The 18981-nt window shown below is 37.2% G+C and carries 18 protein-coding genes; all 18 read right to left on the reverse strand.

Annotated features, from left to right (window positions below):
• The 18 genes from MHB44_RS21755 to MHB44_RS21840 all read right to left on the reverse strand — a co-directional run bounded on the left by MHB44_RS21755 (nucleotide 1) and on the right by MHB44_RS21840 (nucleotide 18974).
• On the reverse strand, nucleotides 1-906 hold the full coding sequence (locus MHB44_RS21755; RefSeq protein WP_341303026.1) for a S8 family peptidase: 906 nt from the start codon (nucleotides 904-906) through the stop codon (nucleotides 1-3).
• A gap of 454 nt (nucleotides 907-1360) precedes the next feature.
• Entirely contained in the window at nucleotides 1361-1975 is a 615-nt protein-coding gene (locus tag MHB44_RS21760) for a response regulator transcription factor (RefSeq protein WP_341300861.1), read from the reverse strand.
• 163 nt (nucleotides 1976-2138) lie between these two features.
• Nucleotides 2139-2297: a hypothetical protein gene (locus tag MHB44_RS21765; protein ID WP_341300862.1), complete on the reverse strand. Its 159-nt coding sequence runs from the start codon at nucleotides 2295-2297 to the stop codon at nucleotides 2139-2141.
• Between the two features lie 127 nt (nucleotides 2298-2424).
• A complete protein-coding gene (locus tag MHB44_RS21770) occupies nucleotides 2425-4071 on the reverse strand; it encodes a DUF4179 domain-containing protein (protein WP_341300863.1) in 1647 nt (548 codons plus the stop codon).
• Complete coding sequence (locus tag MHB44_RS21775) at nucleotides 4058-4591, reverse strand: RNA polymerase sigma factor (RefSeq protein ID WP_341300864.1); 534 nt, start codon at nucleotides 4589-4591, stop codon at nucleotides 4058-4060. The genes MHB44_RS21770 and MHB44_RS21775 overlap by 14 nt, the downstream gene beginning before the upstream one ends.
• Before the next feature lie 173 nt (nucleotides 4592-4764).
• On the reverse strand, nucleotides 4765-5763 hold the full coding sequence (locus MHB44_RS21780) for a LacI family DNA-binding transcriptional regulator (RefSeq protein WP_341300865.1): 999 nt from the start codon (nucleotides 5761-5763) through the stop codon (nucleotides 4765-4767).
• A gap of 75 nt (nucleotides 5764-5838) precedes the next feature.
• Nucleotides 5839-6837 carry an ureidoglycolate dehydrogenase gene (allD, locus tag MHB44_RS21785; RefSeq protein ID WP_341300866.1) on the reverse strand — a complete coding sequence of 333 codons (999 nt, stop codon included), beginning with the start codon at nucleotides 6835-6837 and terminating at the stop codon, nucleotides 5839-5841.
• Nucleotides 6838-6852: 15 nt separating this feature from the next.
• Nucleotides 6853-7860 (reverse strand): zinc-binding alcohol dehydrogenase family protein, encoded by a 1008-nt coding sequence (locus tag MHB44_RS21790; protein ID WP_341300867.1) that lies wholly within the window; start codon nucleotides 7858-7860, stop codon nucleotides 6853-6855.
• On the reverse strand, nucleotides 7848-9116 hold the full coding sequence (locus tag MHB44_RS21795; RefSeq protein ID WP_341300868.1) for a hypothetical protein: 1269 nt from the start codon (nucleotides 9114-9116) through the stop codon (nucleotides 7848-7850). The genes MHB44_RS21790 and MHB44_RS21795 overlap by 13 nt, the downstream gene beginning before the upstream one ends.
• Nucleotides 9117-9125: 9 nt before the next feature.
• A complete protein-coding gene (locus MHB44_RS21800) occupies nucleotides 9126-10625 on the reverse strand; it encodes an altronate dehydratase family protein (protein WP_341300869.1) in 1500 nt (499 codons plus the stop codon).
• 21 nt (nucleotides 10626-10646) lie between these two features.
• Nucleotides 10647-11912, reverse strand: a complete 1266-nt coding sequence (locus tag MHB44_RS21805; RefSeq protein ID WP_341300870.1) for an MFS transporter — start codon at nucleotides 11910-11912, stop codon at nucleotides 10647-10649.
• A 37-nt stretch (nucleotides 11913-11949) separates the two neighbouring features.
• Nucleotides 11950-12783, reverse strand: a complete 834-nt coding sequence (locus MHB44_RS21810; protein WP_341300871.1) for an SDR family oxidoreductase — start codon at nucleotides 12781-12783, stop codon at nucleotides 11950-11952.
• A complete protein-coding gene (locus MHB44_RS21815; protein WP_341300872.1) occupies nucleotides 12767-13798 on the reverse strand; it encodes a zinc-binding alcohol dehydrogenase family protein in 1032 nt (343 codons plus the stop codon). The genes MHB44_RS21810 and MHB44_RS21815 overlap by 17 nt, the downstream gene beginning before the upstream one ends.
• Before the next feature lie 9 nt (nucleotides 13799-13807).
• Nucleotides 13808-14872: a mannonate dehydratase gene (gene uxuA / locus MHB44_RS21820; protein WP_341300873.1), complete on the reverse strand. Its 1065-nt coding sequence runs from the start codon at nucleotides 14870-14872 to the stop codon at nucleotides 13808-13810.
• 13 nt (nucleotides 14873-14885) lie between these two features.
• Nucleotides 14886-15506 (reverse strand): bifunctional 2-keto-4-hydroxyglutarate aldolase/2-keto-3-deoxy-6-phosphogluconate aldolase, encoded by a 621-nt coding sequence (locus MHB44_RS21825; RefSeq protein ID WP_341300874.1) that lies wholly within the window; start codon nucleotides 15504-15506, stop codon nucleotides 14886-14888.
• A gap of 13 nt (nucleotides 15507-15519) precedes the next feature.
• On the reverse strand, nucleotides 15520-16464 hold the full coding sequence (locus MHB44_RS21830) for a sugar kinase (protein ID WP_083448647.1): 945 nt from the start codon (nucleotides 16462-16464) through the stop codon (nucleotides 15520-15522).
• Nucleotides 16465-16987: 523 nt separating this feature from the next.
• The gene (locus MHB44_RS21835) at nucleotides 16988-18247 is read right to left on the reverse strand and encodes an Nramp family divalent metal transporter (protein WP_341300875.1); all 1260 of its coding nucleotides are present in this window, start codon (nucleotides 18245-18247) and stop codon (nucleotides 16988-16990) included.
• A 94-nt stretch (nucleotides 18248-18341) separates the two neighbouring features.
• On the reverse strand, nucleotides 18342-18974 hold the full coding sequence (locus MHB44_RS21840) for a PAS domain-containing protein (RefSeq protein WP_053996779.1): 633 nt from the start codon (nucleotides 18972-18974) through the stop codon (nucleotides 18342-18344).
• Between the last annotated feature and the right edge of the window lie 7 nt (nucleotides 18975-18981).

Genomic DNA, 18981 nt, shown 5'->3' on the forward strand with positions numbered 1-18981 from the left:
TTATTCTTCTCCTTTGCGTTTTGTTAGGAAAATAGTTCCTTCCCCATAATAGGGGTCTTTACCTCTTATGCCTAGATCAACAACATAAGTTTGCAATTCTTTATAAATGTCTAGTCGAGCGGAAGAGTCTTTTTGAAGAAGGAGTGCTATAATACCTGAAATGTAGGGAGTTGCAATTGACGTGCCACTAGCATATCTATAATCGTTACTATTCGATGTTGATAACACTTTTACACCAGGAGCACTAAAGTCAACTTTACCATAAGGCGCAGTTTCTGAAAGATTGCTCTTTGAATCAATTGCAGTAACAGAGATAACCCCATCGTATGCTGCAGGATAACCGACATCATTACCGTATGAATTCATTGCCGCAGCAACAACGATAATATTTTCATCAAGCGCTCTTCTAACCGCCCTATTTAGTTCAAGACTGTTCTCAGCTATAGCAAAACTCATGTTGATGATGTCAATGTTGTTATCTATACACCAATAAATAGCTTCGGTAACATGACCAATTTCGCCGTTTCCCCATCTATCAAGCACCTTTAATGGGTAAATATTTGCATCTGGAGCTATGCCGTCAACTCCTATGTTATTGTGCTTTGCAGAGATAATACCAGCAATAAGTGTACCATGATCACCATCATCTATTGGTAATTGGTCCTTATTTACAAAATTAACTCCCTTTTTTATTTTTGGTCCAAGGTCTAAATGGTCAGTGTAAATACCACTATCAAGGATAGCTATTTTTATCCCTTTTCCAGTAATTCCTTTAGACCAAAAGGTTTCAGCGTTTATAAACCTGATTCCCCAATCATTGTTGTCACGGTTAGTTTCAATTAGGTATCTTTCAACAAAGACTATTGAAAATATGAGTAGAATAATAATAAAGTAGATTTTGTATATCCGATTAAATAGTTTTTCCTCCCTATTTTATTAAAATAATTCTGGCCAGTTGAAAGATATATTCATAGAAAAATATAAATGTATCTACTATTTAATTTCCTAAATATAATCTGCTATAGCAACTTGTACTCGAGTTAATTTATACTAACATTCCAATAAACGACATTTCAACCGTCAATATTTCTGTCGGTAACCGACATTATTTTTATTTGACTATAAACACTAACATCGTATTAAAATAGTTCAATGCTATTAGTAAAACTAAATTTTTGAAGAACAAATTGTGCGTAAAAAAATCCTTTATAATGGTTGGATAATAGGTAACTATCCAAATCCAAAATAAAGGATTTTTTATGTATAGAATAAATAACAGAAAATTCTTTTTATTAACGATGTTGAATTATTTTAATACGACATTAGTATATATCCATACATAAAATATATTTTTACATAATTAAAGCAAATTATTCTCTATTGCAAAATCAACTGCCTGATTACGTGATTGTACATTTAATATTCTAAATAATTGTGTCAAATACCGTTCTACAGTCCTTTGCGTTACATTTAACTGTTTTGCAATTTCAAAATTTGTATACCCCTCTGAAATTAAATTCAAAATTAACTTTTCTTTAGCATTAAGCTCAATAGGATTTTCTGGTCTATCATATGTTTTTAGAAAATCTAAAAAATTTTGCGTTAGCAAAACTTCTCGCTGCATAGCAGACCGAATCGTCCGAATAATCTGTTCCTTAGATGCTGTTTTAGCGAGTATTCCTTCAATTTTTCTTTCCAAAACAAGTGGATAATAATCTGAAATATCGTCCCCTGTATAAAGGATTATAATAGCATTTTGGGCTACTTTTTTTATATCTCTAGCTAATTTAATTCCATTTCGTACGGGCATATGAATATCTATTAAATATACATCATAGAAAGTAGTCTTTACCTTTTCTAATACAGATGCTACATCATTCTCTGTATCAACTTCTATATCATTTATCTCTAGGAACAGCATCTTTGTTCCTTCTAAAACAATGGGATGATCATCAACAATAAGAATTTTAATCAATATATGTCACCTATCTATATAAATTCATAATAAAAATTTCCCTATTATATAAATAATAACAAATTATCCATAATAAAAAGATCTATTTCAGTATTTAAGAAAATACTCGCAAAAGCAAAAAAATCGTATACATTTGATACGATTTTTACATGCTATAAAGATATTAATAAAGTCGAGAAAAATCCTTTGCGATGAGGGCATCTCGCGGCAATGTGCCCGAGTCTGCTATCATGGCATATGTCTTTTGTTCATTCCCCTCCATATCTAATTGAAATAGCAGCTCAGCATGGCTATTATTTTCGTCAAAGCTATTGAGTTCCATAAATGCATAGCCACCTATTTTCGTGCCGCTCCCATCTGTTTGATCAAAATTGTATCATTCCTTTCTGATTGCTCCTATTATACATAATAAAATCCCATCTACTTTAGACAGATGGGATTTCACAGTATTACTTGCCAATTGTTAACGGTACATGTTGTTCTGCATTTGGATCATTCGTTGTATACTTCCATATATAAATATCAAGCTCTTTGTCTTTAAAGTTCTCATACTCATCTATTTGCATATTATTATCATCACCCAACAGACTAATAATAAGTGGCGTCCCATAGTTTCGTTCTTTCCGATGCACATAATAGGTTTGCGTCACACCACCAAATTTAGCATCTGGGCTGAAAGATTCTACATAGAGATTATTATCCTTTGTATAATAAGTCCATGTAATTGGATAGCCTCCAATAGTAGATGTTTTACTTTGAGGTTTTGCTGAGATATTCGTTAGATGAATTGGTTGGGCATCTCCGTCTACTAAATCAACTCGGTGTTTGGCGATTAAGGTTATCGGCTCACTTGCTAGCGTATCCATGCTCAATCCTGCCACCTCAAAGCGAAGCTCTGTTTGATACGGATTATTTTCTACCACCCATCTACCCCCATCTAAAAGTTTTTCCCCAATAGCTAGTTGGTACTTTGTGTAAGGAATATGTGTGTATTTTTCCTCAGATGTAAGCAATAAACGGATTTGTGTAGGTGTCACTCTCATTTCGTGGACTTTTGTTCCACCGGGTACATTCTCTAAAGGAATATTTAATACATCCCTAAATGAGCTATTTTTTAATTGTTTTTTGGATAACTTCATATCTATATGCCAAGTATCTTTGATAACACCTAAATTATGCATATAACTTAGCTCAAAGCTAGTATCCTTTGCTCGTATACTATCTGTTGTAAAAATTTGCTGATTTATATATGCACCAGTATCTTCAGGTGTACCAAATACAGGGGACTTTGCTTCTTGAATAGGCTTATTCATAGGATTCTTTGCTATAATGCGTACCCATTTGTTCTTCGTATCAGCATCTGAAAAAGTAACAGCCGATTGAAGTACCACCCTTCCCTCGCCCTGCTCAAAGGCTTGCAATGTTACATGATCAATTCCATCCTTGTGAATTGGAAAAACTTGTGCTTCATTATTAGTTGGATCATAATCAATTGACTGTTTACCATCACCAATAAAATAAATATTTTCTATTGTTAATTGAGTATCCGCGATCTTTTCTTGTGCTACCCAGCTCGTTTCAAAATAGCCTTGGAAAACACCAAGCTCCTTATTCCATTGATGTACATAATCCCCTTCAATAAAATTGCCATCCTCATCTTTCAAGCCGATCCGATCAAAGCCGATCTGATCCCCCTTCCAAGACGCACTAGGTTTCAAGGTATATAGTAAAATCGTTCTATTATCATCTATAAATGCGGTGTGTACAGTTAATGTTATGTCCTGCTTTGTAATAGATTGTTCAATTTTCTGACCTAAGCCTTCCTCAAGTGCCGTTTGAATCCCTTCTCGATAAGACAAAATATCAGACCAATCGTAATTCAAAGCAGCATAGACTGGGGTAGCCATTAAAGCAATGGCCAGCCCTGCTACTAAGGCATACTTTTTTCGTTTACGAGGCGGCACTACAAGGAGTTCTGTTTCAGTTATTTTTAACTCATCCTGCTGAATACTACTCCACATTTTATCAAAATCAGGGTATGGCATATTATCAGAGGTCTTCATCTCATTTTTCAGCTTTTTTTCAATGCGTTCCAAATTGATTCTCTCCCTTCAACCATAAATTTTGATTTTGTTGCAATTTTTGACGCATTATTTTCAATGCTTTATGCAGTCTCGACTTCACGGTGCCTACAGGTATATTCAAGGTTGCCGCTATTTCTGTTAATGATAGCTCCCCAATATAGCGGAGGGTGACAACAGCCATTAACTTTTCAGGTAGCTGCTTTAATAGCTCCTGCCATTCCTCCTCAGCCACTTTTTCTGAGACAAGAGTATCTACAGATTTAATAGTTGCCGCAGTTTGTTCATGAAGCAATTGCACCTGATGCTGTTTTTTCAACTGCGTTTGCTTCTTTTTCAGTAAGTTTAAGCATTGGTTCATGGCAATGCGCATAATCCAAGCCCGTGTATGCTCAATACTTTTCCAATCCTGACGAAAAACAGTGACAAATACATCATGGCAAAGATCTTCCGCATCCTGTGCATTCCGTAGCATATAATAGCAGGTACGGTACACATCCTTATTGTACAAGTCGAATAATTCACGCTCTGTCAATCCAAGGCACTCCTTTCTATCTTGTTCTACTTTATAAACAAATGACTGCTAAAAAAGGTTCATCTTTTTATGTATACAAAAATCTCGTATTTGCATGAGATGTTAATAGCTTTTTAATGCTAAACAAAATAAGCCATCCAGTATTGATAATCTATCAATACTAGATGGCTATTTTAGGTTGTTGAATCTCGTTCCATTAAAATTGGTGTAAAGCGATATAATTGTGGTTCATGAGGTAACTGCTCTTTTTTGATTTTGGCTAACAGTAGTGCGGCTGACTTTTGAGCCATTGGTAAAATAGGCTGTTGTAAGGTTGTAATAGAAGGCGTGATAAATTTTGCATAGGGCACATCATCAACAGCAATTACTTGCAAATCATCAGGTACGTGCAAGTTATGCTTTTTTATATACACCATCAATTCTTGTGCAATGCGATCGTTGGCTGCAATAATGCCCCTTGGTGGTTGCTCCAATGCGAATAACTCATTAAAGATTTCTTCTATCTCTGATGGGTCGCCATTTTTTATATAACGCTCATCAATTATGAGGTCGCGCTTTCTTAATGCTTGGCGAAACCCTTCTAAACGTTCAACACGGGGTGTAATCGGTAATGCTAAAGAGGTTGTCACAATGGCTAATGGCTGTTTTTGAAATTGCTCAACAGCCATATCCATTGCAGAAAAATTGTCTAACAGCACAGCAGGTATAGCTACATCCTCAATAAAACGGTCAATAAAAACAATAGGCATGTTTTGTTGATTCAATCGTATATACAGATTTTGATTTTCACCTGTTGGAAAAACAATCAAGCCATCTACTTGCTTTTCCAGTAATGTCTCAACATGCTCCCTCTCTTTTTTAGGATTATCTGCCGAGTTACAAACAATCATATGGAAGCCTTTTTTGTCAAACTCCGCTTCCAGCGCATTTAAAATTTTTGTAGAAAAGTCATGGATAATATTCGCTACAATAATACCAATCGTAAAGGTAGATTTCTGCTTTAAGCTACGAGCCATTAAATTAGGACGATATTGCAATGCTTCAACAGCTTCTTCAATTTTTTTACGAGTCTCTGTACTCATATACTCATAGCGCTTATTTAAATATTGTGAAACAGTACTATTTGAAACGTTGGCATATCGCGCAACATCGGCAATTGTCGTTTTTTTCACTACAATCAATCCCCTACCTATCAATATAAGAACTCTGTTTAGTATATATGTAGCATAGCATATTTTTTGGTTGAATTAACTATTCAAATATTGATATACCGGTTCCGGTAAATCTATACCCCTTTCCATTGTTTCTTCACTACGCTTTTGTTCAAGCTCCCCAGGCACAAACACCTGCTCAAAGTTTGGTGCTGGTGGTACATCATGCAGCTCTTGAGCCATTTGTGAGATGCTTGCTTTAAATTGCTCAAGATCACCAAAAATTTGTGGATCAATTACATACATATATTGTCCAAGATTGCGTTTTTGCTCGTAATCTCCATACATTTTGGAAATATGAGGACCAAATGCAGCACTCGCCAAAATGCCAGAAAGTACATCAACTACAAGTGCCATACCATATCCTTTTGGTCCACCAAAAGGTGTTAATGATTTCACTTGATGTGGGTCTGTTGTTGGTGCACCTTGCACATCAACACCCCACGTATCTGGAATCGTGTCACCTTTTTCACGTGCATATAAAATTTTCCCAAGTGCGACATTACTTGTTGCCATATCCAAAATAATTGGCTTATCATTTGTAGGGAAACCAAATGCAATTGGATTTGTACCGAAATATGGCTCCTTACCACCAAACGGTACAACGGCTGAATCTGTTTGAGCGCACATAATGGCAATTAAATTTTCATTTGTTGCTTGTTCAAGAAAATAGCCAAGTGCCCCGCAATGACTACTTTCTTGAATAATTGTGGTACATGAACCATGCTCTTTGGCGATGCGAATCGTTTCATCCATTGCCTCTTGACAAATAACATGCCCAAAGCCATTATTCCCTTTAAAAAGAAGGTGGTTCGTTCCGCGCCTTTCGCAGGAAAAGTTAGGTTGCTTTGTTATACCACCCGCTTTTAAACGCGTAATATAATGTTGTACACGCATCACACCATGCGAGCTTACACCACGTAAATCCGCATAAATCAACACATCTGCTACCTGTGCAGCTGTCTTTGTATGAATGCCCTCAGCTGTAAACTTATTAACTACTAGCTCCTTTAAGGCTTGAACAGAAATATTCATCCGAACCCCTCCCTATTATTTAAAGTAGATTTGTACTTTATTTGTGTTATATTGTTTAGCTTCAAAATAGGCAATCGCATCCTCAAAAGCAATTTCCCTTGTTACATAGCCTTCTTTAATATCTCCTGCTTGCATATGCTTCATCACTGTGTGGAAATCTTCTAATGTTGCATTGCGGCTACTTTTCAACGTTAATTCTCTTGAATGAAAATCAGGATCATTAAATGTAATGGTTTTTTTCATTAAGCCAATAAATACTAACGTTCCACTATGTTCAACATATTCAAACGATGCTTCCATTGATTTTTGATTACCTGTCGCATCAAATACAACCGTTGGTAATTCTCCATTAAATTTTTCACGTAGCTGGGCCATTACATCATTATTGACAACAATAACATCATCTGCCTCTGTCCATGCTTGACCATATGCCAAGCGCTCCTCGTTTAAATCCATTAAAACCGTTTTAGCCCCACGTAATTTCGCAAAGCGTGCTGCACCTAAGCCGATTGGGCCTGCACCAATCACAAGCACTGTATCATTTTCCGTTAGCGTTGAGCGACGTACTGCATGTGCCCCAATTGCTAAAGGCTCAACAATCGCTAATTGCTCACCTGATACTGCATTATCTACAAGAACAATGCTATCATCTACAACGATATATTCACCCATCCCACCATCGGTATGCACACCTAGCACTTTTATTGTTTTACAGCAGTTTGTCTGACCACGGCGGCATGCTGCACATTCACCGCAATGAATATACGGAATAACCGTTGCGCGATCCCCTACTTGAATACCTGTAACATCTGCTCCAATTTCCTCTACAATAGCGGCTAGCTCATGACCTAAAACACGTGGATAGCTAAAGAAAGGCTGCTCCCCTGCAAAAGCATGTGTATCCGTTCCACATATACCGATATGTGTAATCTTTAATAGCACATCATGGCTGTTTTGAATGCTTGGTTTTTCTACTTCATGCTGTATCATTTGAAATGGTTCATTAATCACTAGTTGTTGCATGTTATATCCTCCAGTAAATGATCTATAGTTGAAAATTGTTGAATAACCGCTGCTGCATCACAATGGAAATATTGCTCGATAAATTGCTGCATCGGCTCTATCTTGCCTTGTTCATAGTGCTGATGAATATTTGTTAATTTTTCAACGATGTCCTCAGACTCACGCATTGAAAAACGTCTTGGATTCATTGCATAAATACCTAAAGCTAAGGCTTGATAATAAATTTCTGTAGTCGCAAATGGAGCAATACGTGTTTGCCATTTAGATAATTCATTTAATTGAATATCATATAGCTGATGCTCAATAAATGGATTTAAAAATCGCTCAAATACATTATGCTGATACTGCTCCTCTACATTGTAGCGCTGGGTAAAATCATTCGTTACCTTTTCAATAAAGGCGCGTATACCCACTTTAGAAAAGGCTTCTCGAACTGTTTTATAGCCGTAAATCTTACCAAATGCCGCCAATATTATGTGACTACCATTTAAAATGGCAACTTTACGCTTGCGATACATTTCTAAATCCGCAAAGACAAATGGTAAATCTGTGCTTGCGGGCCAATGCTTAAAGGGTGCTTGCTGATCAATAACAAATAAAAAATAGGGCTCACAAACCGTATATAATGCGTCATCGCCACGATAATCCTGTGGGTAGCCTGTTACAATACGATCCACTAATGTATTACAAAAAGCTAGTGTCTTGAGCCATTCGATAAAGGCCACAGCTAGCGCCCAGTCCGTGGCATGCTGTAAGCAAATATTTTTTAATGTATCGCCATTTTGTTCAATTAGCTCAAGTGGCACAATTGCTAGTTGCTTATTGCCGTGAAAATGCTTGTAATAGTGTTCTAGGAAAACCGTTAACTTTGCTGCATAGCTTGTAGGACAGACAGTAGGATATGGTATTTTTTCATAATAAATGCCTGCCTCTGTTGTATTTGAAACAATCATTTCCAATGTATCCAATTGTGCATATTGCAGGAATTTTTGCCAATCCTCATATGGATTAATGGTATCTTGAATAGCCTGTACAGCAATTTCCTGCTCTACAATTTCGCCATTTTTTAAGCCACGTTCGTTTACAGTAAATTGCAATTGTTGTTGCTCTAAAAGTTTGACCGTTTTTCCCCTTGCAGTTGCAGCAACAGAAACAATACCAAAGGGTGCCTGTAATTTTTCAATTGCTACATCAAAAAAGCCTCTCATAAAATTGCCATCACCAATTTGCATAATAGTAATAGGGTGCTTCATCATCGCTCTCTCCTACATCGTAACGCCATCTTTAAAAATAGCGATTTCTTTATAGCCAAATTTTTCGTTATTTGTTTGTATTTCTCCTGAAGCTAACGCTAAAATATAATCGACAAATTCATCAACTAGAGCATCCATTGATTTGCCATCTACTAATTGTCCTGCATTAAAATCAATCCAATTTTTTTTGCGCTCATATAATGGTGTATTTGTTGAAATTTTTACGGTTGGTGTTGGCCCTCCAAATGGTGTGCCACGTCCTGTTGAAAATAGCACGATCTGACAACCCGTTGAAGCCAGAGCTGTGGTAGAAACTAGGTCATTCCCTGGCCCATTTAATAAATGCAGCCCCTTTGTTGACATACGGTCACCATAATCAAGCACCTCTTTTACCTCTTGGAATCCACCCTTTTGAATACAGCCAAGTGATTTTTCCTCTAAAGTTGTAATACCGCCTGCTTTATTTCCAGGAGATGGGTTTTCATAGACAGGCTGATTATATTTAATAAAATATTGTTTAAAATTATTGACTAGCTGTACAATATCCTTAAAAACTGTCTGATCCTTTGCACGTTCCATTAAAATTTGTTCAGCGCCAAACATTTCTGGTACCTCTGTTAGCACAGTTGCACCGCCTGCCGCAATCAATTGATCCGAAAATGCACCAATCATTGGATTCGCAGTGATCCCTGAGAAGCCATCACTGCCCCCACATTTTAAGCCGATTTTTAGCTCTGAAATTGGTAGCTCTTGTCGTTCAAATGTTGTGACATAAGCAAATGCCTGTTCAAGCAATTGCTGACCTTCTTCCATTTCATCTGCCGCTTCTTGAACATTTAAAAAGGCCACACGATTTTCGTCATAATTACCAATAACCGTTTTAAACAAGTCGATATAATTATTTTCACAGCCAAGCCCCAGTACAATAACCGCTCCTGCATTTGGATGATGGATGAAATCTGCTAAAATTTTTTGCGTATATGTTAAATCATCACCAAGCTGAGAACAGCCATATGGATGAGCAAAATGCTGTACGCCATCAAAATTGTCTGCACTCAATAATTGATTGCCTAGCTTCGCTAAATTTTCAGCTACTTTATTAATACAGCCCACTGTATTAATAATCCAAATTTCATTGCGTACACCGACCTGTCCATCTGTTCGACGATAGCCTTTAAATGTACGATTGGCATGACGAGCGGCAGCTACAGCATGTGCTTTTGGTGTAAATTCATAGCTTAGCTCACCCGCTAAATTCGTTTTCATATTATGTGAATGTACCCAACTCCCTGCAGCAATAGCCTCTGTTGCATGACCGATTGGGAAACCATATTTCATAATATGTGTATCTTTAGCAAGTGCCGTAATCGCTATTTTATGGCCGCGCTGTACATTCTCTTGTAGCATAATTTCTGTATCACCCAATGGAAGCAAAAAGCCTTGAGGAAGATCACTCAAGGCTATGGCAACATTGTCCATCGGATGAATTAGAATAACTGATTGATTGTTCATTTGAATCCATCCTTTCCATTTCTAAGCTGTTTTCTGATGTGTAATTGGTCTAACGAATTTAATAACTGCTAATGAAGCAATAACCGCTAAACCGCCTGCTAGTAAGAAAGCTGCAGAGAAAGTTCCTGTTTTATCAACAAGATAACCTGTTAAAGTTGGGCCAATAATACCTGCTGTGTTTGCTAGGAAGTGCATAAATCCACCAACAGATCCAACATATTTTGATTCGACAACATCATTGATAATTGCCCAATAAATAGCACCTGTTAAATATAAGAAAAACACTGAAATCGCAACAAGTGCAACCGCACTCACTGTTGTTGAAACGATCCCTGCACAGCCAATCGATACAGCTGATAGGAATAAACATGTCACAAGTACAACTTTACGTGAGAATAAAACACCCTTACTCATAAAGCGTTTGTAAATAAAATCTGAAACAATACCGCTTAATGCTAAACCAAGGAAACCTAAAATCCATGGAATGACCGTTACAATACTCATATCTTTTACATTCATGCCACGTGCCTCTACTAAATAACTTGGGAACCATGTTAAGAAGAAGAATAAAATATAGTTATAGGCAAAGAATGCGAAGGCTGTAAATAGCACTGTTGATTGTTTTAAATAGTAGCTTAAACCTCGCCCTTGATCGTCTACACTTTCTTTAACTTCCTCGTTTGCAATCGGCTCTTCAATTTCCACATCTTTTGGCTTTTCTTTTACTATTTTGAACCAAACAATTGCCCAAATAAATCCAATAATCATAATAGCGATAAATGAATATTTCCAGCCATAGGCTAATGCGATATAACCAACGATTGGACCAGCAATCGCACCACCGAGTGGAGTACCACTATTTGTAAGCCCAACAACAGAGGCACGTTTATCTGCTGGGAACCAGTTATTGACCATTTTATTGATGGTTGATGATAGCGGACCCTCTGCCATACCAAAGACGATACGAACAAAAATTAACGAAGCAAACCCAACAACCAATACCATTGCTCCACTGAATAATGACCAAACAATCATCGCTACAAATAATGTTAGCTTTGCACCAAATCTATCAGATGCCATCCCACCTAAAAAGTTAAAGACTGCATAACCAACAGAGAAACTACTAAAAATAATCCCTAATTGTGTTGACGTTAGATGAATATCTGCTTGAATAAATGGTGCCGCAATTGATAGTGCTGATCGGTCTAAATAGTTAATGATACCAGCTAAAAACAACATGACAATAACAACGGTTTTGCCATCTCCAAAAATACCTTGTTGCTTCATATAATTCACCCCTAATAGTTGAAATAAAACTTGCTAGTTAGACACCCGAGTAAGCCATAAATCCACCATCAACAGGAATCGTCACACCCGTAACAAATGCTGAATAGGTGTCATCAGCTAAAAATAACAATGCTCCTAATAAATCTTGTGGCTTACCAAAACGTTTTTGTGGTGTTGCCGCAATAATTTTTTCTGAACGTGCTGTTAATGAGCCATCTTCCTTCAGTAATAGATCATGATTTTGTTCTGTAATAAAAAATCCCGGCGCAATGGCATTCACACGTAAGCCTGCTTCCGCAAAGTAAACAGCCATCCATTGCGTAAAATTATTAATAGCTGCCTTTGCCGCACTATAGGCAGGTACCTTTGTCATAGGTGCATAGGAGCTCATGGATGAGATATTAATAATCGTTCCCTTTGTTTTAAGCAATGCTTCTCCAAAGACTTGAGAAGCTAAAAAAGTACCCGTGAAATTATTGGAGAATACGCTTTCAAAACCATCTGACTTTAATTCAAAGAAATTTGGTGTATTTGCTTCTTCTTTATAAAGTTCGTCTGCTGTAATAGCATCTGGATGATTGCCACCAGCTCCATTAATCAGGATATCGATTTGCCCATATTGCTGTAAAATCGCCTCACGTGCTGCGATTAATGATTCCTTATTTAAAACGTCCACAGAAAAATTCATGGCCTCGCCCCCATTCTCTTGAATGGCTTGAACAACTGCCTCTCCTTTTTGTGCAGTACGATTTAAAATAACGACTCGCATTCCTTGCCGTGCTAACTCTTTTGCCATTTCTGAACAAAGCACACCGCTACCACCTGTTACAACAGCTACTTTATACTGTAATGCTTTATGCATGTGAGCCACCTACCTTTAAAATCACCTTACGTACCTCATGCGGATTTTTTTCGATAAATTGAAATGCCTCTTGTGCTTGTTGTAATGAAAAAGTATGTGTAATGAGCCCTTGTTGCTGTAGCTTTCTAGCATCAACAAGCTTTACAACCTTGTCAAATTGGAATGTTTGCAAGCGCGAGCCTTTAATTGTCAATTCTTTTTTTGTAATTGGCAATGGGGCAAGCTCAACCGCCTCTTCTCCAAAGCTTAATACAACCACTGTGCCAGCAATTGAAACTGCATCAATGGATTGCTTAAACGTTAATGGAAGACAAACCGCATCAATGGACACATTCACACCTTCGCCATTTGTCCATTGCTCAACGGCTTCTAATAAATTTTGTTCCTTCACATGAACAATTTCATCTGCACCAAGCTCTTTTGCATAGGCAAGCTTAGCAGCATCTAAATCTGAAATCATCACCTGTGCACCCATTAATTTAGCCATTTTCAAAATGCAAATGCCAATTGGACCTGCACCTTGAATTAACAGCGTATCGCCAGCCTGTAATTCACCACGATGAACCGTCTGCGCACCAATTGTATACGGCTCGATTAAAACTGCTTCCTCTAAAGGCGTATGGTCTGCTACTTTATGCAATTGCTTGTCAGCAACAACAAAGCGCTCACGCATCCCACCATCCTCATGGACACCAAACACAGATAAGTTTTCACATACATTTGGTTGGCCTTTGCGGCAGGCATAACACTCACCGCAATAACGAATTGGTTCAACAACAACTTTATCGCCAACCTTTAACGCCCGTACCTCTGTGCCAACCTCTAGTACACGCCCAACAACCTCATGACCTGGTACACGAGGTAACGTCGCTAATGGGTTTGAACCATGATAAATATGCATATCTGAGCCACAAATACCTACATATTCTGTTTGCACAAGAACATCTGTTGACTTTGTAATCATTGGTTCTGCTACATCAATTAAAGCCATTTCAAAAGGTTTCATTACTTGTAATGCTTTCATAACTGTCACCTATTTCTTTAGATTTTCATAAGCATCCCAAAGACCATGTAAATACATAATGCCAAGTGCTCGGTCGTATAAGCCGTAGCCTGGACGGCATTGTTCTCCCCAAATATGGCGGCCATGATCTGGGCGTACATAGCCTTGATAATTTTGTTCGTTTAATGTACGCACAATGTTTTTAATATCAATTGAGCCATCTGCTGTGAAATGAGATGTTTCAAAGAAGCTACCATCCTCTAAAATTTTCACATTACGAATATGAGCGAATGGTGCGCGAGATGCATATTTCTCAGCAATGGCTACCATATCATTTTGTGGGCTTGCCCCCATTGAGCCTGAGCAGAATGTAAATCCATTTGCTTTTGAATCTGAAATAGCAATTAGCTTTTCATAGCTCTCTGCGCCTGTAATAATACGTGGTAAACCAAAAATTGAATATGGTGGGTCATCTGGATGAATCGCCATTTGAATTCCTGCTTCTTCTGCTACTGGTAAAATTGCCTGTAAGAAGTAAGCCAAGTTACTCCATAGCTGTTTTTCTTCCACTTCCTTGTACTGCTCAAATAATTCAGAAAGTCGAGCTAAACGCTCTGGCTCCCAGCCTGGAAGCGTTAAATCAGAAGAAGCACTTACTTCATTAACAAGCTCCTGTGGATCTAAATTCATAACCTTTGATTTATCAAAATATAATGCTGTCGAGCCATCTTCTAAAGGATGGAATAGGTCTGTACGTGTCCAGTCAAAGACAGGCATAAAATTATAGCAAATAACCTTTACACCAGCCTCACCAAGATTACGAATAGACTGTTTATAGTTTTCAATATATTGATCACGGGACGGTAAACCCAATTTAATATCTTCATGGACGTTTACACTTTCCACAACATCTGCATGAAATCCGCAAGATTTAATATAGGCTACCTCTTCTTGAATTGCTTCCTTCGTCCATACTTCTCCAGCGGGTAATTGATGTAATGCCCAGACAATTCCTTTTACATTTGGAATTTGTTTGACATCCTCCAACGTCACTGTATCATTGCCACGACCATACCATCTAAATGTCATATTCATTATGCATTACCTCCTAGTTTGCTAGATTCTTTGTATACGCTTTTGCTCGTTCAACAACACCTGCATAACCATCCTGCGCATAGGCTTTATTAAGATCACTACCAACACCTACTGCAACAGCCCCCGCATCTAGCCATTCATGCATATTGGCTAAACCAACACCACCTGTAGGCATAATCGTTACATTTGGTAAAGGTCCTTTCACCGATTTAATAAAGCTTGGTTCAAACTGACTGGCTGGGAATAGTTTAATAATGTCACTGCCACCCTCAAGCGCTGTGACCATTTCCTTAATCGTCAAGCAGCCTGGTAAATACGGGATACTATAGCGATTACAAATTATTGCAATGTCCCCGTTGTAGCTTGGACTTACAACAAATTTTGCACCATTTAAAATTGCATGACGCGCTGTTTCAGCATCCAACACTGTACCAGCTCCAATTAATGCATCGCTATTGCGTAACGCTTTAAATGTGTCCTCTATAAAAGGTGTTGTATACGTTAATTCGATAGCTTGAATGCCACCTTCAATAGCACCCTTTGAAATTTCTGTTGCCTCTTCAGGTGAATTCCCTCGTACAACCGCTACCACCTTTGCTGTTGATAACGCTTTCAAAATTTCCATTTTTTGCATTGCTGACAGCTCCTTAACGCTCAATTAGTTTTTCATCACCAATAAATTGCTTTAATTCCTGTAATGATGGAAGTCCCTCATTATCTCCTTTAATTGTGGCAACTAATGCTCCTGCACCATTTGCTAAACGCAGACGCTCTGGAATATCATCCCCATTTAAGTAGCCATAGACATAGGCAGCATCAAAAGCATCACCTGCACCAACAGTATCAATCGCGCGAATAGAAAAGGCTGCACGATCATATTGTTCAGTAGCCGTATAAACAGAGGCTCCTTGCTCGCCCTTTTTAATAATGATTTCATCTATTTGATATTGCTGCTGAACGCCCTTTACTGTACGTCCCTCAAATAACAGTTCAAACTCATCTTGTCCTGTAAGAAGAAGATTCACAGATGAATATAATTTCTCATATGCTGCACGAGCATCTTCTATTGTCCAGAGCTTTAATCGTAAATTTGGATCAAAGGACACAGGAATATTTTTTACCTTTGCGAAGTGAACTAACTTTAAAGCAACCTCAATATTATGCTCACATACTGCTAAATACACACCGCTTATATGCAATAAATCCACACCATCTAATACTGATTCATCTAAGCAATCTGCTGTTAATTCAAGTAAAGGTGATGGCTTGCGATAATAAAACGATTTACCTGCCCCATCTTCTCCTATTTCCTTAAAATAAATTGAAGTTGGAATATTTGGTGTACGTGATACGTGTGATACATCAACACCCTCACCACGAGCAAAGTTATAAATCACCTTGCCAAATTCATCATCTCCAATACAGCTAATCCATCTTGCTTCCATATCTAAACGCGTAATGCCTATTGCAAAATTTAATTCTGCTCCACCCACAGCTCGCTCGAAGGAAGGAACAAATCGTAGAGGACCTGTTTTCGATGGATTAAAAACGATCATTGCATCTCCAATCGTTGCAATCCGTTTATTTTTCAATTTTTTTCATCCCCTTTACAAGTAAAACGATTTAGTAAAACGTTTTACTAATACTAACATGATTTTTTTTACGTTGCAACAATAATTCGATTATTTCGATTGTTGCAATAAACAATTATTTTTCTACTTTTAATCAACGAGAAAACTAAATACCAGCAATTATGTAGGACGGGGATTTATCACCACCCTAAGGGCTGATTTCTACTTCATCTGTGTTCTAGCTAGCTAATATATCGGTAAAAAAACGGCTAGTGAGTGTAGTGGTTGTCATTTCATTAATAGATTTGCTAGCATTAAATAGCCCGTAGTAGATGCGCATATATTGCTGGTTGATAAGAGGATGAACTTATTTTTTGGAAAATATTAAGTATAAGAACTATTAATAGAGGGTACGGAAATTCATCACTAAAAATTAGCAGATTTTCTCTATTCTATTACACAATAAAAGCCAATTTACCCCAAATATAGAGAGATAAATCAGCTTTTTCAATAAATTTATAGAGATATAATGTGTGTGTAGTATTTATAAAAAAGTTTTCACAACATCCACTAAACTATAACCGCCTAAGAAAATACAAACAGCTACAATAGCAATACCAATAATATTGCTGACTGTTTTATTCACATAATTGCCAAGTAAATCTTTATTATTCATGACAATTAATAAATAAATCGCAACAATTGGTAATAAAATACCATTTAATGCTTGCGCTAATAACAGCACCTGCATTGGTTCAAAGCCTGTTGCAGATGTAATAATTCCAATCAGCATGACAATAGTAAAGACTAGCTTGAATTTTTTATTTTTCATACCATCTTTCCAGCCAAAAACACTCGCTAATGTCACAGCTGCACCAAGAGGACTGGCAAGAGCGGAAGAAAAGCCAGCAGCAAAAATACCAATACATAAAAATACTTTTGCCCATTGACCAAATAGCGGCTCAAGTTGAATAGATAGATCTGCAACGTTTCGTACATCGGAGCCAAGCATTGTTGCACCCGCAGTAATTAAAATCGCTGCTGTAATAAGACCGCCTACGCCAATAGAGAGCACTGTATCGAGGCGTGCATCTTTCAAATCGCTTGGTTTTGACCAATTTTCTTGCACCATAGATGAGTGAATAAAGAAATTATAAGGTACTACCGTTGTTCCAATTAACGCAATAATTGTGACAATCGATCCCGTTGGAATATTTGGCACAACAGCATTTTTGAAAATGCTTGACCAATCAGGCTGTACAACAAACATCGTTGTAAAAAAAGTAATACTCATAATAACTACTAAAAAAATCATGACACGTTCAATAATTTTATAACTACCTGTTAAACCTAAAATAAGAATAAGAACTCCGATAAACGGACTGATCACATTTGCTGGTATGCCACCAAATAGTGTAGACAACCCCATAGATGTACCAATCAGATCTCCAGATATATATGCTGAACAGCCAACCGCAATGGCAATGGCAATAATCCAAATCGAAGCAAATTTTAATAATGGTTGTTTAAATTGTTCTGCAATTGCTTGCCCTAAGTCTTTTTTGGCAATAATACCGATTCTCGCCGCCATTTCTTGCAAAATAATAGTTGTAATAATGGAAAAGACCACTGCCCATAAAAGTGCAAAGCCAAAACTAGCACCTGCTCGTGTAGCTGTTGTGACTGTTCCTGGACCGATAAAGGATGCGGCTATAACTGCCCCAGGACCGATTACTTTTAAACGTTGTAGCATTGTACGTTTACTTACTACAGTTAGTGTGTTGTCATTTAACTCTTGTGTCATAGAACCATCCCCTTGAGATTGAAAGTTGAAAGTATCGAGGACGTCTCAAAAAATCTCTACCAAACAAGTTGGCTTGGCAGAGAAAATGAATCAATTATTCACTTTCTAAATAATTATAGATGGTCTGTTTTGTAACATTTAAAATATCAGCAACTTTATCTGTAGAACCTTGAACTAAAAATATCCCCTTCTTATCTAAGTTCTGTACAAAAGCCACTTTATCAATCTTTGCTGATATCGGTAAGGTTAAATTCAGCTCTAATAATGTTGTTTGAATAATTTGATCAAACATTTCTGTAATTGACGTCGCATAACTTTCATTAATTTGTGACTTAATATCAAATGGCGTTAAAATATTTGTTAATAATTGATGCATATGAGCAAACTGTGTAATGTTGTAGTTGATACCGAATAAGCCAACAACTTTCCCGTTATAATCCTTAATGTATACAATAGAAGATTTAATTTTTACACCGTCTTTTGTTGTTGAATAAGTGCCTAAAACATCCTCTAAATTAGTAGGGTCTTTTTTTAATTGCTGTAAAACATAATCTGTAATGGGTGCACCTAATTTGCGACCTGTCAAATTACCTTTTATATAAATCAATGACTTTTCCATATTCGAAAAATCATGGACAACGACTTCACAGCTTTCATCGAATATAGCGTAAATTGCATCAGCCATGCGCAAATATGGGAGAAAAATAGGATTGATGGTTGGATTCATAAATATA

It is taken from the genome of Lysinibacillus sp. FSL H8-0500, assembly GCF_038051955.1.
GTDB lineage: Bacteria > Bacillota > Bacilli > Bacillales_A > Planococcaceae > Lysinibacillus > Lysinibacillus macroides.

Bases quoted from the DNA above. Each gene is read 5' to 3' on its own strand.
- MHB44_RS21765 (WP_341300862.1), bottom strand. From the start codon at position 2,297: ATGGAACTCAATAGCTTTGACGAAAATAATAGCCATGCTGAGCTGCTA.
- allD (WP_341300866.1), bottom strand. From the start codon at position 6,837: ATGAATATTTCTGTTCAAGCCTTAAAGGAGCTAGTAGTTAATAAGTTT.
- MHB44_RS21790 (WP_341300867.1), bottom strand. From the start codon at position 7,860: ATGCAACAACTAGTGATTAATGAACCATTTCAAATGATACAGCATGAA.
- MHB44_RS21795 (WP_341300868.1), bottom strand. From the start codon at position 9,116: ATGATGAAGCACCCTATTACTATTATGCAAATTGGTGATGGCAATTTT.
- MHB44_RS21800 (WP_341300869.1), bottom strand. From the start codon at position 10,625: ATGAACAATCAATCAGTTATTCTAATTCATCCGATGGACAATGTTGCC.
- MHB44_RS21805 (WP_341300870.1), bottom strand. From the start codon at position 11,912: ATGAAGCAACAAGGTATTTTTGGAGATGGCAAAACCGTTGTTATTGTC.
- MHB44_RS21815 (WP_341300872.1), bottom strand. From the start codon at position 13,798: ATGAAAGCATTACAAGTAATGAAACCTTTTGAAATGGCTTTAATTGAT.
- uxuA (WP_341300873.1), bottom strand. From the start codon at position 14,872: ATGAATATGACATTTAGATGGTATGGTCGTGGCAATGATACAGTGACG.
- MHB44_RS21825 (WP_341300874.1), bottom strand. From the start codon at position 15,506: ATGCAAAAAATGGAAATTTTGAAAGCGTTATCAACAGCAAAGGTGGTA.
- MHB44_RS21835 (WP_341300875.1), bottom strand. From the start codon at position 18,247: ATGACACAAGAGTTAAATGACAACACACTAACTGTAGTAAGTAAACGT.
- MHB44_RS21840 (WP_053996779.1), bottom strand. From the start codon at position 18,974: ATGAATCCAACCATCAATCCTATTTTTCTCCCATATTTGCGCATGGCT.